General features: G+C 62.4%; 14 protein-coding genes and 1 pseudogene. 7 read left to right on the top strand and 8 right to left on the bottom strand.

Annotation, left to right across the window (positions count from 1 at the left end; translation table 11 throughout):
• Window positions 1-3 precede the first annotated feature (3 nt).
• The 6 genes from FQ320_RS01255 to FQ320_RS01230 all read left to right on the top strand — a co-directional run bounded on the left by FQ320_RS01255 (window position 4) and on the right by FQ320_RS01230 (window position 7,956).
• The gene (locus FQ320_RS01255) at window positions 4-1,773 is read left to right on the top strand and encodes an OmpA family protein (RefSeq protein ID WP_148469217.1); all 1,770 of its coding nucleotides are present in this window, start codon (window positions 4-6) and stop codon (window positions 1,771-1,773) included.
• A gap of 204 nt (window positions 1,774-1,977) precedes the next feature.
• Window positions 1,978-2,949: an XdhC family protein gene (locus FQ320_RS01250; RefSeq protein WP_148469215.1), complete on the top strand. Its 972-nt coding sequence runs from the start codon at window positions 1,978-1,980 to the stop codon at window positions 2,947-2,949.
• Entirely contained in the window at window positions 2,949-3,959 is a 1,011-nt protein-coding gene (locus tag FQ320_RS01245; protein WP_148469213.1) for a molybdopterin-binding protein, read from the top strand. Before FQ320_RS01250 ends, FQ320_RS01245 begins: the two co-directional genes overlap by 1 nt.
• A gap of 157 nt (window positions 3,960-4,116) precedes the next feature.
• On the top strand, window positions 4,117-4,602 hold the full coding sequence (locus FQ320_RS01240) for a (2Fe-2S)-binding protein (protein ID WP_148469212.1): 486 nt from the start codon (window positions 4,117-4,119) through the stop codon (window positions 4,600-4,602).
• Window positions 4,603-4,714: 112 nt separating this feature from the next.
• Window positions 4,715-7,159, top strand: coding sequence for a xanthine dehydrogenase family protein molybdopterin-binding subunit (locus FQ320_RS01235; protein ID WP_148469210.1), 2,445 nt, complete (start codon window positions 4,715-4,717; stop codon window positions 7,157-7,159).
• Window positions 7,160-7,170: 11 nt separating this feature from the next.
• Window positions 7,171-7,956, top strand: a complete 786-nt coding sequence (locus FQ320_RS01230) for a xanthine dehydrogenase family protein subunit M (RefSeq protein WP_148469208.1) — start codon at window positions 7,171-7,173, stop codon at window positions 7,954-7,956.
• A 109-nt stretch (window positions 7,957-8,065) separates the two neighbouring features.
• Here FQ320_RS01230 and FQ320_RS26275 read toward each other — a convergent pair whose 3' ends face one another.
• Together FQ320_RS26275 and FQ320_RS26270 are read right to left on the bottom strand one after the other, a co-directional pair.
• Complete coding sequence (locus FQ320_RS26275) at window positions 8,066-8,593, bottom strand: fasciclin domain-containing protein (RefSeq protein ID WP_255509338.1); 528 nt, start codon at window positions 8,591-8,593, stop codon at window positions 8,066-8,068.
• Window positions 8,594-8,662: 69 nt separating this feature from the next.
• Window positions 8,663-9,220: pseudogene (locus FQ320_RS26270) on the bottom strand (fasciclin domain-containing protein); the annotation flags it as partial.
• A 109-nt stretch (window positions 9,221-9,329) separates the two neighbouring features.
• On the opposite strand from FQ320_RS26270, the gene FQ320_RS01220 reads away from it, so the two are divergent.
• On the top strand, window positions 9,330-9,755 hold the full coding sequence (locus FQ320_RS01220) for a DUF1801 domain-containing protein (protein WP_255509329.1): 426 nt from the start codon (window positions 9,330-9,332) through the stop codon (window positions 9,753-9,755).
• 3 nt (window positions 9,756-9,758) lie between these two features.
• Here FQ320_RS01220 and FQ320_RS01215 read toward each other — a convergent pair whose 3' ends face one another.
• The 6 genes from FQ320_RS01215 to FQ320_RS01190 form a co-directional block, all read right to left on the bottom strand.
• A complete protein-coding gene (locus FQ320_RS01215) occupies window positions 9,759-11,795 on the bottom strand; it encodes an ASKHA domain-containing protein (RefSeq protein WP_148469204.1) in 2,037 nt (678 codons plus the stop codon).
• 34 nt (window positions 11,796-11,829) lie between these two features.
• On the bottom strand, window positions 11,830-12,516 hold the full coding sequence (locus FQ320_RS01210; RefSeq protein WP_148469202.1) for a hypothetical protein: 687 nt from the start codon (window positions 12,514-12,516) through the stop codon (window positions 11,830-11,832).
• 90 nt (window positions 12,517-12,606) lie between these two features.
• Window positions 12,607-13,584 carry a methyltetrahydrofolate cobalamin methyltransferase gene (locus FQ320_RS01205; protein WP_148469200.1) on the bottom strand — a complete coding sequence of 326 codons (978 nt, stop codon included), beginning with the start codon at window positions 13,582-13,584 and terminating at the stop codon, window positions 12,607-12,609.
• The gene (locus FQ320_RS01200; protein WP_148469198.1) at window positions 13,581-14,243 is read right to left on the bottom strand and encodes an HAD family phosphatase; all 663 of its coding nucleotides are present in this window, start codon (window positions 14,241-14,243) and stop codon (window positions 13,581-13,583) included. The genes FQ320_RS01205 and FQ320_RS01200 overlap by 4 nt, the downstream gene beginning before the upstream one ends.
• An 8-nt stretch (window positions 14,244-14,251) precedes the next feature.
• Entirely contained in the window at window positions 14,252-15,172 is a 921-nt protein-coding gene (locus tag FQ320_RS01195) for a methylenetetrahydrofolate reductase (protein ID WP_148469196.1), read from the bottom strand.
• Window positions 15,173-15,227: 55 nt separating this feature from the next.
• Window positions 15,228-15,524, bottom strand: a complete 297-nt coding sequence (locus tag FQ320_RS01190; RefSeq protein WP_148469194.1) for a virulence factor — start codon at window positions 15,522-15,524, stop codon at window positions 15,228-15,230.
• Window positions 15,525-15,686 lie beyond the last annotated feature (162 nt).

Here is a 15,686-nt window from a genome sequence, read left to right as displayed (position 1 = left end):
ATAATGCGCAATTCGCTGAAGACAACAACCGCGCTGCTTGCCTCTCTGGCGTTGGTCGTCCCGTCTGTTCTTCCCGCTCAACAGAACGGAGCGGTCTCTTCGACCGAACAGGCTGCGACAGACCTAACTGAAGCAGTTGATTGCCCCGAAGGCGTCGAACCGCCGTGCGGCGAAGCCGAAGCCGCGACAGATGATGCGGCCAAGATGACCAAGGAAGAGCGTAAAGCCGCTAAAAAGGACGAGCGCGCGAACGAAAAAGACGCCGAAAAAGAGGCTGCAAAAGCGGCAAAGCAGGCCGAAAAGGCAGCTGATAAAGCGACCAAAACGCAGGCCCCTGCCGAAGCGGACGCACCTGTCGAACCCAGATCTTCCGCCGACGCTCCTGCTGCTAATGTCGTAGAGCCGACCGCGGATAAGGCCGCGCCTGCTGCCGAAGCGATGACCGACGATGCGATCAAGAAAAAGCTTGGGGCGAATGACGCCCCCGAAGCGAAAGCGGCGGACCAGGCACAATCCAGTTCGGACGCAAAGGCCGAAAAGGCTGAGGCCAAGGCGGACAAGAAGGCCGAAGAGAAAGCTGCAGCACAGGCCGAGAAAGACAAAGACGCCGAAAAGGCCGCCCGTCAGGCCGAGAAAAAAGCCGACAAGAAGGCCGAACGCGCCGAGGCCAATGACGAAGCCGTAGATACTTCGGCAAAGCCAAAGCGCCGCCCGAAAGACGACGTAGTTGAGGTTGTGCCCGCACCTGCCGCTGCTGCATCTGCCGAAGAGGGTTCTACCGATGCCGAGGTCACAAACGAAACGCTGACCGAAGAAAACTCGCGTTCCTCGGACGAGGATTTTGAAGGCAAGATCGAAGCGACAGCCGGTGCCGCGCCCGCAAAGGACAATGGTCTGTCGAATCTTGAAAAGGCGTTGTTGCTCGGCGCAGGCGCTCTAGTCGTCGGCGCGGTGATTAAGGGCAACCGCGAAGTGGTCAGCACATCGCAGGACCGTCTGGTCGTCACCAACAAGGACGGCGGCATGGAGGTGATCAAGGACGATAACGCCTTGCTGCGCCGCCCGGGCAGCAATGTCGAGACGCAGACATTCTCTGACGGATCGACCCGGACGGTCACCACCCGTGAAGATGGAACCAGTGTGGTTACCATCCGTGACGCTGACCTGCGGGTTCTGCGCCGTGCGCTGGTGCGGGCCGATGGCACTCAGGTCTTGTTGATCGACGATACCGTCACCTTTGAACCGGTCGATGTCACGACACTTCCGGCGGCTGCGGCACCGGTTGCACAGACCAACAATGCAGAGGAGCTGCGCGCCGCTCTGGAACGCGATGGCGTATACGACCGCCGCTTCTCGCTGGGTCAGATCCGGCAGATCTCTGAGGTTCGCAAATTGGCGCCGTCGATCGAGGTGGATACCATCACGTTTGAAACCGGCTCTGCTGCGATCCGCCCGACCGAGGCGGAAAAACTGGGTGATCTCGGCCGGCAGATTGCCGCAATGATCGACCGCAACCCGAATGAGATATTTCTGGTTGAGGGTCATACCGATGCCGTGGGCGCAGCGGGCACCAACCTGATCCTGTCGGATCGCCGGGCGGAATCGCTTGCTCTGGCCTTGACCGAGTATTTCGGCGTGCCGCCGGAAAATCTGGTCGTGCAGGGCTATGGCGAATCCGACCTGAAGGTTGAAGTGGACAGCGCTGAACGTGCCAACCGTCGGGCCGGACTGCGCCGGATCACCGGATTGATGCAGGTCGCATCGCTGAACTGATCACTTGCCCCTGAGAGTGTTTATCTCGGGTAAAGATCGCAATATGAACCGCCCCCTGACCGGGGCGGTTTTTTATTGCAAAGGGCTCACCTTCTACCGCGTTCCACCTGCCGGACCCGGTGAACACTCTGCGTGCGTCACGCGTCGGCGGTGACTGGACTATGCCCCGCGCCTGACCGATGATCGTGCAGAGGAGGGCCGATCATGACACCCGCATTTGACGATATCCCCGAAATCGCGCTGGCTTGGCACCGGGACGGCAAGGGGGCTGCTCTGGCAACCGTGGTCGAAACCTGGGGCTCGGCGCCGCGCCCCACGGGCAGCCAGCTGGCGATATCCGGCGCAGGGGAAATCGCGGGCTCTGTTTCGGGCGGCTGTGTCGAAGGCGCTGTGGTGGTCGAAGCACAGGAAGCGGTTGAGACCGGTGGCGCGCGCCTGCTTGAATTCGGCGTCAGCGACGACACGGCTTTTGCTGTCGGTCTGGCCTGTGGCGGGCGGATCCGTGTGTTGGTCGAACCGGTGGGCCGTGACCTCCCCGAGGCAATGCTGGCGGAATTGGTGGCGACGCGGGCGGAACGGCGGCAGGTCGGATATGTGGTGAACACCGCCGACTGGACTCGCCGCCTGACCGGGGCCGAGGAATTTCCCGAACGGTTCCGGCTTGACCGGTCGGGGTTCGAGCCGGACGGCGAAACCTTTGTCGCCATCCACAATCCACCATTGCGTATGGTGGTGGTCGGCGGCGTGCATATTGCGCAACCGCTGATGCAGATAGCGCGGATGACGGGGTATGACGCGGTTCTGGTCGACCCGCGTGAGGCTTTCGCAAGTGCGGCGCGGTTCCCGGAGGAAACCCTGATCCACGACTGGCCGGATGCGGCGCTGACCGCCCATGGGCTGGATCCGCGCACGGCAGTTGTGACCCTGACCCATGACCCGAAGATCGACGATCCGGCCATCGTGACGGCGTTGAAATCCGATGTTTTCTATCTCGGGTGCCTTGGGTCCAGTCGGACCCATGCAAAACGGGTGGAACGGTTGCGCGAACAAGGGTTCGGCGACGCCGATATCGCGCGAATTCATGCGCCGGTCGGGCTGGATATCGGATCGCGCAGCCCGGCGGAAATCGCCCTCTCGGTGATGGCCCAGATCACCCAATCCCTGAGGCGCGGCTGATGTGGTTCGGCGAGGTTCCTGTGGCCCGGGCAGAGGGCACGATTCTGGCCCATTCGGTGCAGGTCGGCGAGCGGCGTTTGCGCAAGGGTGTCGTGCTTGACGCCGACCATATCAAGGCGCTTGCAGGGGCCGGCGTGAACAGCGTGACTGTCGCCCGCGCCGAACCCGGCGACGTGACCGAAAATGACGCGGCGACCCGGCTGGCGGCAGCTCTGGTTGCGGGGGAAACCGGGTTGCGGGCTTCGGTTGCGGCAACCGGGCGGGTGAACCTTTATGCGACAGAGCGCGGTGTGGCGCGGATCGACCGCGAGCGGATCGACGCGGTGAACCGGATCGACCCCGGAATCACGGTCGCCACGGTCCGTGAATGGGCGCCTCTGGCCGCGAACGATATGGCCGCGACGATAAAGATCATCACCTATGCCGTGCCGGGTGCGGCACTGGAAAGCGCCGAAACCGCGGCAGCGGGCGGGTTTTCGGTCGCGCCCGTGTCGATATCCACGGCCACGCTGATCGAAACCGTGATTGCCGGAACGGGTGACGGCAAGGGCCCAAGGGCGATGGCTGCCCGTCTTGAAACCCTGGGAATTGACCTGAAACCTGTGGTTTGCGTGCGCCATGACGCGGGTCTGCTGGCCCAGGCATTGCGCGCGGCAACAGCCGACGCCGCCACAGGTGCGGGTGCCGATCTGTTGCTGATCCTGACAGGCTCGGCGACATCCGACCTGCATGATGTCGCGCCGCAGGCGGTGCGCATGGCCGGGGGCACGGTGCATCACTTTGGGATGCCGGTCGATCCGGGAAACCTGTTGTTTCTGGGCGAACTGGCCGGACGGCCGGTGATCGGCCTGCCAAGCTGTGCCCGGTCGCCGGCTCTGAATGGTGCCGACTGGGTACTGGAGCGGATCGTCTGCGGCGTTCCCGTCAGTGCGCAAGACATCATGGGCATGGGCGTCGGCGGGTTGTTGAAGGAAATCCCGACCCGGCCGCGCCCGCGGGAAAGCCGCTGATGAGCGGCGCGCCAGCCGTGGGGATTTACACAACCTTATTCACAACTTGCCTGCTGCGCTGCGGCATGGCGGAATGTGGCAGCGGGAACAAATCGGTGGTTCTCAAACCCTGCCCGGCATGATTAACTTGCCCCAAAGACGATCAACGGAGGATGCGATGTCTAAGGTTTCCATGCGCGTGAATGGGCGCGCGACAAGTGGCGAGATCGAGGGGCGCACCCTGCTGGTCGAATATCTGCGCGATACGCTGTCGCTGACCGGCACCCATGTGGGATGCGACACCAGTCAGTGTGGCGCTTGTGTGGTGCATGTGGACGGACAGGCGATCAAGGCCTGCACGATGTTTGCCGCCGAAGCCGAGGGCGCCGAGGTGACGACGATTGAAGGCATGGCCAATGCCGACGGATCGCTGAACACGATTCAACAGGCGTTTCAGGATCATCACGGGCTTCAGTGCGGGTTCTGCACGCCGGGCATGGTGATGTCGGCCGCCGCGCTGCTGAAGGACAACCCGCGGCCCAGCGAACATGAGGTGCGCCAGTATCTTGAGGGCAACATCTGCCGCTGCACGGGATACCACAACATCGTCAAGGCAATCCTGGCGGCCAGCGGTCAGGACGTGAGTGCCATCGCCGCCGAATAGACACCCGGCAGGCGTTTTTTTGAGTATTTATACAAAGAAGAAGCCCGGGCCGCATTTCCGGCCCCGGCGGGTGTGAAGGGGGATAACCCCTCGCTTTCTGGGAGGAAAAGCTATGCCGAAGGATCATGGTATCGGGGCCAGCCCCAAACGGCGCGAGGATATCCGGTTTCTGACCGGTGACGGTCGATATACGGATGATATCAACCTTGCCGGGCAGGCCTATGTGCATTTCCTGCGCTCGGATGTGGCCCATGGACGGATCAGATCGATTGATATGGCGGCGGCGGCGGGAATGCCGGGGGTCGTGCGTATTTTCACCGGCGAGGATTTCGCCGACATCGGCGGGCTGCCTTGCGGATGGTGCGTGACCGACCGGCACGGCAATCCGATGCAAGAGCCGAAACACCCGGTTCTGGCCCATGGAAAGGTCCGCCATGTGGGCGATCCGATCTGCGCTGTGGTGGCTGAAACCCTGTCACAGGCGCGCGATGCCGCCGAGGCCATCGTGGTGGACATCGAAGAACTGCCCGCCGTGATCGACATGAAGAAGGCGGTCCAGGACGGCGCGATCAAGGTGCACGACGATCTGGCGTCGAACCTTTGTTATGACTGGGGCTTTATCGAAGACAACAAGGCGGCGGTGGATGAGGCGTTCAAGGCAGCGCACCACGTCACCACTCTGGAGCTGGTCAACAACCGGCTGATCGCCAACCCGATGGAGCCTCGCGTTGCCGTAGGCCAGTGGGAAAAGGGCACGGGCGATTACACACTGTATACCACGTCGCAGAACCCGCATGTGATCCGGCTTTTGATGGGCGCCTTTGTGCTCGGTATTCCCGAGCACAAGCTGCGCGTCGTCTCGCCCGATGTGGGTGGCGGGTTCGGCACCAAGATTTTCCACTATGCCGAAGAGGCATTCTGTACCTTTGCCGCCAAGGCTTGCCGGCGTCCGGTCAAATGGACGTCGTCGCGATCCGAAGCGTTCATGTCCGACGCCCATGGGCGCGACCATGTCAGCAAGATCGAACTGGCCATGGACGCCGAGGGGATGTTTACCGCCCTGCGCACCGATACCTATGCGAACATGGGCGCATACCTGTCGACCTTTGCGCCGTCGGTGCCCACTTGGCTGCATGGCATCCTGATGGCAGGAAACTATAAAACGCCGCTGATCTATGTGAACGTGAAAGCGGTGTTCACCAATACCGTTCCAGTCGACGCCTATCGCGGCGCTGGCCGACCTGAGGCGACCTATCAACTTGAGCGGGTGATCGACAAGGCGGCGCGCGAAACCGGGCGTGACCCGATCGCACTGCGCCGACAGAATTTCATCACCGAATTCCCCTATGCCACCCCGGTGGCGGTGGAATATGACACCGGCGATTATCATGCCACGATGGACAAGCTGATCGAGATTGCCGATCTGGCCGGGTTCGACGCACGGCTTGCCGAAAGCAAGACACGTGGCAAGCTGCGCGGGCTGGGCGTCAACTGCTATATCGAGGCTTGCGGGATCGCCCCGTCGAACCTTGTGGGTCAGTTGGGCGCACGCGCGGGGTTGTATGAATCGGCGACGGTGCGGGTGAATGCCACCGGCGGGCTGGTGGTGATGACCGGCAGCCACAGCCACGGGCAGGGGCACGAAACCGCGTTCCCGCAGGTGGTGGCCGACATGATCGGCATCCCCGAGGATATGATCGAGATCGTCCACGGCGACACGGCGAATGCGCCAATGGGCATGGGCACCTATGGCTCACGCTCGCTTGCCGTTGGCGGATCGGCAATGGTGCGGGCGACGGAAAAGATCATCGCCAAGGCGAAGAAGATCGCCGCGCACATCATGGAAGCCTCGGATCAGGATATCGAACTGAAAGACGGCAAATTCACGGTCGCCGGAACCGACAAATCACTGGCTTGGGGGGATGTGACGCTGGCGGCCTATGTACCGCACAACTATCCGCTGAAGGATCTGGAGCCGGGGCTGGAGGAAACCGCATTTTATGATCCCAACAACTTTACCTATCCGTCCGGCGCCTATTGCTGCGAGGTCGAGGTGGATCCGGATACCGGCAAGGTCACCATTGAGCGTTTCGCCGCCGCCGATGATTTTGGCAACATCATCAACCCGATGATTGTTGACGGACAGGTGCATGGCGGAATCGCGCAGGGGATCGGGCAAGCACTGTTGGAAGCCTGTGCCTATGACGAGAACGGGCAGCTGATTTCGGCGTCCTATATGGATTATGCCATGCCGCGCGCCGATGACATGCCGATGTTTACGGTGGATCATTCGTGCCAGACGCCCTGCACCCACAATCCCTTGGGCGTCAAAGGCTGTGGCGAGGCGGGGGCAATCGGATCGCCCCCCGCCGTGGTCAATGCGGTCTGCGATGCGTTGCAAAGGGCAGGCAAAAACGTCACACACATCGACATGCCGCTCAGCCCTGCGCGGGTCTGGGCCGCGATGAACGATGCGACGGCAAACGAAGGTGCGGCACAGCCCGCGGCCCGCTCCAGTGGTTCGGCCGAGGGCCGGTCGCTGGGCGGTCAAGCATAAGGAACGACAGAATGTATGCATTCGAAATGGAACGGCCCGAAACCCTTGCGGATGCCGTTGCCGCGCTGAAAGACGAAGAAGCACAGGCGCTGGGCGGTGGTCAGACCCTGATCCCGACGATGAAACAGCGGCTGGCACAGCCCGGGCGGCTGATCAGCCTCGCCGGAATTGCCGAGATGAAGGGCATCGACAGCGATGACGACGGGCGGCTGTGCATCGGCGGCGGCACCACCCACGGCGCCATTGCAGCACAGAGCGATTATCCGGCGCTGGCGGCACTTGCGTCACGGATCGGCGATCCGGCGGTCAGGAACCGCGGGACCATCGGCGGATCGGTGGCCAACAACGACCCTTCGGCCTGTTATCCTGCGGCCTGTCTTGCCAGCAACGCGACCATCGTGACCAACGCCCGCGAAATTGCCGCCGACGATTTCTTTCTTGGCATGTTCACCACGGCGCTTGAGGAAGGCGAGATCGTGACCGAGGTTCGGTTTCCGGTGCCCGAGGCGGCGAATTATCAGAAGTTCGCACAGCCGGCGTCGCGCTTTCCGCTGGTCGGGGTGTTCGTTGCCAAATTCTCGGACGGGGTGCGTGTCGCGGTGACCGGCGCATCCGAGGGCGGTGTGTTCCGCTGGTCCGAGGCGGAAACTGCGCTGTCGGACAATTTCAGCGCGGCGGCTTTGGACGATCTGAACGTATCGGCGGACGGGATGATTTCCGACCTGCACGGCAGCGGCGCTTACCGCGCACATCTGATCAAGGTGATGACCGGACGTGCGGTAACGGCGGCGGGCTGAACACCTTTACCGATCCAATGAAAGGGCCGCCCGATCCGGGCGGCCCTTTCCGTTTGTCAAACCTGTACCGCATTGCGCTTCGAACAGCGCGCAGCCGGTGCGGCGCGGCTTACTTCGGCAAAAGCACACCGTTGACCACATGGATCACGCCATTCGATTGCATCACGTCGGCGGTCGTCACCTCGAAGGCATTGCCGCTTTCGTCAAACACATAGACTTTGCCGCTGGCGGTTTTCTGCACCGACAGGGCATCGCCCGAAACGGTTTCCAGATTGTTGAACTGCTTGCCCGTCAATCCGTTGGTCAGATCGGCGGCAGTCATCCGGCCCGGCACGACATGGGCGGTCAGGATCTTCGTCAGCATGTCCTTGTTTTCGGGCTTCAGCAGAGTTTCGACGGTGCCTGCGGGCAGGGCTTCAAAGGCGGCATTGGTCGGTGCGAACACCGTGAACGGGCCGTCGCCTTTCAGGGTTTCGACCAGACCGGCAGCCTTGACCGCGGCGACCAGCGTGGTGTGATCGGCGCTGTTCACGGCGTTGTCGATGATGTCCTTGTCGGCGAACATTGCCGCGCCGCCGACCATCGGGTTGTCACCCATGGGCGTTTCGGCCTTCGTCTCCATCGCGTCTTTGTTCATCGTGTCTTTATTCATCGTGTCTTTATTCATCGTGTCGGGCTTTTTCATTGCATCGGCCTTTTCGGCGCCGGGCAACAGAACTGTGTCGATCACGTGGATAACGCCGTTTGACTGCTTCACATCGGCGATGGTCACGGTGGCGGTGCCGCCGGTCTCATCAGTCAGGGTGATCATCTCGCCGTCCATCTTGGCCATCAGGGTGCATCCGCCAACAGTGGGCACGGGATGGGCGCCGTTGTCGTCGGCGATCATGCCGATGATGGCGTCCGACATGGCATCGGCAGCAACCACATGGCAGGTCAGGATCTTGGTCAGCATCGCCTTGTTTTCAGGCTTCAAAAGCGTCTCGACGGTGCCTGCGGGCAGGGCTTCAAAGGCGGCATTGGTGGGGGCAAAGACGGTGAACGGGCCGGGGCCACTCAGGGTTTCGACCAGACCAGCAGCCTTGACCGCGGCAACCAGCGTGGTGTGATCGGCCGAATTCAGGGCGTTTTCGATGATGTTCATATCGGCCATCATCGCGGCGCCGCCGACCATTGGGTTGCCGGTCTCGGCATGGCTTGCGGCGAACCCCGGGCCAGCGGCCAAGGCGATGAAGAGGGTCGTGGTTTTCAGGATCGAGCGCATGGTAGTCCTCCGGTGACTGACAGTGTTTCTGCCTTCTGGTCGAACCCACGGCGGCGCGGCGTTCAGAGTTTCAGGACTGGCGAAATAAATTTTGCGGCACGGGCGCGGCGTGCCCTATGCTGAGGGGATGGACCCTGCCTTTTTTGACCCGCGGGTTGCCGCTGTTTTCGCTGCTTTTCCGAAAGCGGTGCGTGCCGATCTTATGGCGTTGCGCAGGCTGATCTTTGCAACGGCGGCGCGGACCCCGGGGGTGGGGCCGTTGGACGAGACGTTGAAATGGGGGCAGCCGGCCTATCTGACATCATCCACAAAGGCCGGATCGACAATTCGGCTGGGGGTGGCAAAGACAGGTGAATGCGCGCTGTACGTCCATTGCCAGACAACGATCCTGTCAGAGTTTCGGGCCATATTACCCGATCTCTTTCGTTATGACGGCAACCGGGCCGTCCTGTTCGACGCGCCGCCGGATCACGACGCGCTGGCGATCCTGATCACCGGCGCGCTGACCTGGCACCTGCGCAAGCGCGGCCCCTGAGCGTTAGCTGCGCCGACGGCGGCGGCGTCCGTCGGGGCCATCGCCACTGGTGTTGAACAGCATATCGGGCAGGGTCACGACCTTGCGCAGTTCGGGGAAAAGGTCGGTGGCATGGGGCAGGGCGTTGGCGTTCACGAAATGCTCCTGAAACCGGGGGGCGATGGCGGTTTCCACCTTGGTGATCCTGCCAACCGTTTCTTCGATCTCGCTGCGCGAGGCGCGGTTCAACAGGGCGATACGCGCGCCGGTGCCAGCAGCGTTGCCCGCGCTGCGCACATGATCAAGCGGCGCGTCGGGGATCATCCCCAGCACCATCGCGTGTTTCGGGCTGATATGCGCGCCAAAGGCTCCGGCCAGCACGACGCGGTCCACCCGTTCGGCTCCGAATTCATCCATCAACAGCCGCGCCCCGGCGTAGAGCGCCGATTTGGCCAGTTGGATCGCGCGGATATCACCCTGGGTCACGGCAATCATTTGCCCGCCGGTCGCAGTGGCGTCATGCAGGACGTAGGAGTGCGTGCGCCCCTCGGGGATCATGCGGGCGGTGCCGGTCTGTTCCGCCGATCCGTTCAGACCCTTGGAATCCACCAGCCCTGCCATGCGCATTTCGGCAATCGCTTCGATAATTCCCGATCCGCAAATCCCGGTGATACCGGTCGCGACGGTTGCCTCGGCGAAAGCCGGATCGTCGGACCACAGATCACAGCCGATGACGCGAAAGCGGGGTTCCCGGGTGACCGGATCGATCTCGACCCGCTCGATGGCGCCGGGTGCGGCGCGCTGGCCATTGGAAATCTGCGCGCCCTCAAAGGCCGGACCGGTGGGCGACGAACAGGCCAGAACCCGGGTGCGGTTGCCCAGCAACAGTTCGGCATTGGTGCCCACATCGACGATCAATGTCAGATCGTCCTGCTTTCCCGGTTCCTCGCTGAGAGCGACGGCGGCGCAATCGGCGCCGACATGGCCCGCGATACAGGGCAGAATATAGATGCGGCCCGAGGTGTTCATCGCCCTCAAATCCAACTCGTGCGAGTCCAGCGACAGCGCGCCCGAAATGGCCAGCGCAAAGGGCGCCTGACCCAGTTCGACAGGGTCGATCCCCAGCAGCAGGTGGTGCATCACCGGATTGCAGACAATGACCGCCTCGACGATGGCGGCCGAGTCGATCTCGGCGTCACGCGCCAGTTCCACGACAAGTCGATTCAGCGCCTCACGAACAACGCGGGTCATTTCTTCTTCGCCGCCCGGGTTCATCATCACATAACTGACCCGGCTCATCAGATCTTCACCGAACCGGATTTGCGGGTTCATCACGCCAGCCGAGCCCAGAACGCGCCCGTCCGTCAGATCGCACAAATGTGCGGCAATCGTGGTGGAGCCAAGATCAATGGCGAGCCCGAACAACCCGGCTTCGTACAACCCGGGCCAGATATCCATGACCCGCGCCACCTGATCGTGGTGGCCCTGATGCAGCGCGACGGTGACTTGCCAATTGCCCTTGCGCAGGGTGGGTTGCAGTTTCTTCAGCACCGCCAACGGTGCGGTGATCGGGCCAGTCTCCCATTGCGCCTCAAGCGCTGCGGCCAGACGCTCGAAATCGCCTGAGGGTTCGTGCATGTCGGGTTCGTCCACCTCAACGAACAGCAGGCGCGTTGCCGGGTCCATGATGATGTCGCGGGCGGTGACTTCCTTGCGCACCACCTGCTTGTGCACCTGGGATTCGGGCGGCACATCGATCACCACATCGCCCTGAACCGTCGCCTGACAGCCAAGCCGCCGCCCGTCGAGCATTCCGCGGATCGACTTGTAGCGTTCCTCGACCGTGTTCCAGTCGGACAGGGCGGTCTGGGCCGAGGTTACGCCATGTTTGGGAAACTCTCCGAACTGGGGCGCGATCTGACATTTCGAACAGATGCCCCGCCCGCCGCAGACAGAATCGAGATCGACGCCAAGTTTGCGTGCTGCCGACAGGATCGGCGTGCCGACAGCGAACCGGCCACGTTTGCCCGAGGGAGTGAAGATGACAAGCGGGTCGGTCATGGTTTTTCGGATCCGTGAAAAGGAATGCAGGGGGTCACAGGACGGCAATGGCGCGTGTGCCAAACAGCCAGACGGCGAGCGGAACAGGCGCGGTCGCGATCAGCAGCGTCACCAGCATCGCGCGCCATCCGAACAGACCGGTCATGCCCGCGATCAGCGCAATGCCGCCGCCGCCGCCGATGATCGTGCTGCCGGGAATGTTGAACAGCACCGCCAGCGAGACATAGCGGAACCGGACAGCCCAGCCCCCCAGCCGCCCGGGCAATTTTCGGCGTATCAGCGCCAGACGTCGGGTGCGCGACAGTGGCGCGACCTCGTCCAGCAGCCGACAGGCACCGCGCAACCGCAGATCGGCAAAAAATTGACGCAGCGTGGCGTGTGGCAGGAACCGCCCGGCTAGATAAGCCAGCATCAGCCCGGTCACTGTGCAGAGATAGACCGCAGGTGCAATTACGGCGCCGCTCAGCATCATCAAGCCGATGCCGATTTCCACACCCGGAACGAAAGGCAGCGCAATCAGCAGGGCGTAAAGCGCAAGCATCGCAAGGATCACACCGGTCCGGGCCGAGCCCTGGGCCTCCTGGGGCAGCATCGCCACGGCATCCATTGCAAGGCTCATCAGCCAGTGCGCGCCCCAGATCAGCACCCCCAGCAGCAGAATCCGCAACGCCATACGCCACAGCGATTGGCGCAGCGGCGGCGTGTCCATCGGTGTGGGCAAAGGTGGGGCTCCCCGGGGCCGCTGTGGCCCGTTCATGATAGCTCAACCACAAACCCGGAGCGGCGCAAAGGGCCAGACCACCGCCCTCCATCATCGACGACGGCGGCGACCGCCGCGTCCAGCGCCCGAGTCCGCAGATGCCTGCGATGCCTCGGCGAAGGACGTGCCGGATTCGACCGCGTCCATGATGCGGGAAAAGGCGATCCACTGGGCGCCGTTCGGGTCATGGTTCATCAGGAAGTTGGCGGCGCGGATCGCCTCCATTTCCGCCACACGCAGGGGATTCATGATCGCGCTGGTCATGCCTGCCGTGATCGCCATGGGCAGGAAGGCGGCGTTGATGCCGTGGCGGTGGGGCAGGCCAAAGCTGATGTTGGACGCGCCGCAGGTGGTGTTCACCCCCAGTTCGTCGCGCAACCGGCGCACCAGTGCCCAGACCTGTTGCCCGGCAGACCCCATGGCGCCAATCGGCATGACCAGCGGATCGACGACAATGTCATGGGCGGGGATGCCGAAATCGGCGGCGCGTTCGACAATCTTTTTCGCCACGGCAAAGCGCACATCGGGGTCTTCCGAGATGCCTGTGTCGTCGTTGGAAATTGCCACGACCGGCACATTGTATTTCTTGACCAGCGGTAGGACCAGTTCCAGACGCTCTTCCTCGCCGGTGACCGAGTTCAGCAGGGGGCGGCCCTCGGCGGCCTCAAGCCCGTTCTTCAACGCACCGGGGACCGAGCTGTCGATACACAGCGGCACGTCGACCAGAGCCTGAATTCGGGTGATCATCTCGCGCATCAGCGGCGGTTCGACAAAGTTGTTGTCTGCGTATCGCGGATCTTCGGCCATCTTGTTGGTGAACACCGCGCCCGAATTCACGTCGAGCACCATTGCGCCACAGGCAACCTGCATCAGCGCGTCTTTTTCGATGGTGCTGAACTCCCCGGCCTCAAGTTCGGCGGCCAGTTTCTTGCGCCCTGTCGGATTGATCCGTTCGCCGATGACACAGAACGGTTCGTCAAAGCCGATCACCACAGTCTTGGATTTACTCTCGATCACGGTGCGGGTCATTGGTCGGCTCCTGTCAGGCGGTCCAGTTGTATCTGAACAGCGGTATCGTTGAAATCACTGATCGTTTCATCCGCGCCCGCGCCGATCAGCGCATCGGACGTCAGGCTGGACATGATGCCCAGCGTGTAAATTCCTGCGGCCCGTGCCGCGACAATGCCCGAGGGGCTGTCCTCGACCGCAAAGGCCTGGTCGGGTGCCACTCCGAGGTTGGCCAGACCGGTGGTATAGGGCAGCGGATCGGGCTTGCCCCGGGCACATTCGTCGCCGATCACCAGCGTGGCGAACCTGTCGGAGAGTCCCAGCGCCGAAAGCACGGCGTCGGCATTCAGGCGGGGGGCGTTGGTGACAAGGCCCACAGGGATACCGGCGGCTGCGGCGCGATCCAGCAACCCCGGCAGGCCGGCGATGGGGCGGGCGTCAATCGCGGCAAGACGGGCGCGATACATCGCCTCTTTCATCTCGGACATGGCCTGTGGGTCTTCGCCGGGCAGGAGTTCGGTGAAGATGTCGACATTCTGGCGACCGTGAACATCGGTAAAGTAAAATGCCTCGTCCACCTGCCGCCCGTATTTGGCCAGCAGTTCGACGAAGACAGCCGCATGAAGCGGATCGGAATCGATGATCGTTCCGTCAAGATCCAGAAGTATCGCGCGTGTCATGAAAATCCTCAGCCCGCCATTGTCTGTGCGGGTATACCGTGAATGCCGCCATGGGTTCGGGCCCAATTGGCGCTGGCCATTATTCCGCCCAACGGGAAGAAATGCACCTGTTCGATGTTGAATCCGGGGGTCGCCGCCTTGTGTGCCGCCAGATCGGCGATGAAATCAGTCGGCTCATATGGCAGCAACAGTTTGGTAACGTCCATCGCGCGTTTCTGAAGCACCCGCAGCGATGGGCCGACGCCGCAGGTGATGGCGAACCGGATCAATGTCTGAAGTTTCGCCGGACCGGCAACGCCGATGTGAATCGGCAGGTCGATGCCCGCATCCTTGATCGCAGTGGCCCATGAAATCACCGGGGCGGACTCAAAGCAGAACTGCGTTGTCAGCGCCATCTTTGCATCGGTGCGTTGCGAGAATTTCTGTTTCCAGACAAGGGCCTGTTCGACGTTCTTCATGCTGCCGTCGGGGTCGATATCGCGGTTGCCTTCGGGGTGGCCCGCGACATGCAAACGGGTAAAGCCGTCGAAAGCGCCGCTTTCAATCAGTTGCATGGAGGAATGATAGTCGCCAACCGGTTGTGCCACGCCGCCGCCCAGCAACAGCGCCTGATCCACACCCGCCTCGCCTTTATACCGTGCGATCCAGTCGGTCAGGGTCGCCTTGTCAGCGATGATACGGGCCGGAAAATGCGGCATGACGACAAATCCGTCGCGCGCCAGACGGCGGGCGGTCGCCACCATTTCGCCAATTGGTGTGCCGTCGATATGGGCGATATAGACCCGGGTGCCCAAGGGGAGCAGGGCGCGGAAATCCGCGATCTTTTCAGCCGTGCGCGGCATCACCTCGATCGAGTATCCCTCAAGGAAAGCCTCGGTCCCTGCCGTCGGTTTCGGAGCGTTCTTGCGGCGGAAATTCAACAACGACATCGCGGCCTCCCATATTCCGGCCAAAGTCACGCCCGGAGCCATAATCCGGCCGGGGTCATGCCCGGCCGTGGTTTTCGATCAGTTCCCTGATCCTCACCGCGTCGTATTCTGCTTCCAGCCGCGACGCTTCGGCGTTTGCGACCTCTGTATCGTCACCTTCGACATGCACCGGCGCGCTCTTGCGCCATTCGGCCAGATAATCGTCGGTTCCCCGGGCGCCCGACTTCATCGCGGCGCGGTCGATGGCCTGTTCAAACCGTTCAGGCAGTTGCACCTTGGCGGCGCGGCGGCCTCGGCCAACGATGACCTGTGCTGGAATATCGCGCCAATAGACGATGGTAACTTCGGCCATATTGCCTCCGGGTGGTCGTTTTCAGCCTGAAAAGGCGGGATGCGCGGTGCGGTCTGGCTGTGGCAGATGGGCACCGAATTGATGCGCTTTCTATCCTGTCACCGGGCGCGTGACCACAGGGGAGAATCCCCAAAGTTCTCAGTATCATCATGAGGCCGCCGC

It is taken from the genome of Oceaniovalibus sp. ACAM 378 (genome assembly GCF_008085915.1).
GTDB lineage: Bacteria > Pseudomonadota > Alphaproteobacteria > Rhodobacterales > Rhodobacteraceae > Oceaniglobus.
The sequence above is the reverse complement of the archived record's forward strand: the minus strand, read 5'-3'. Positions and strand labels throughout refer to the sequence as shown.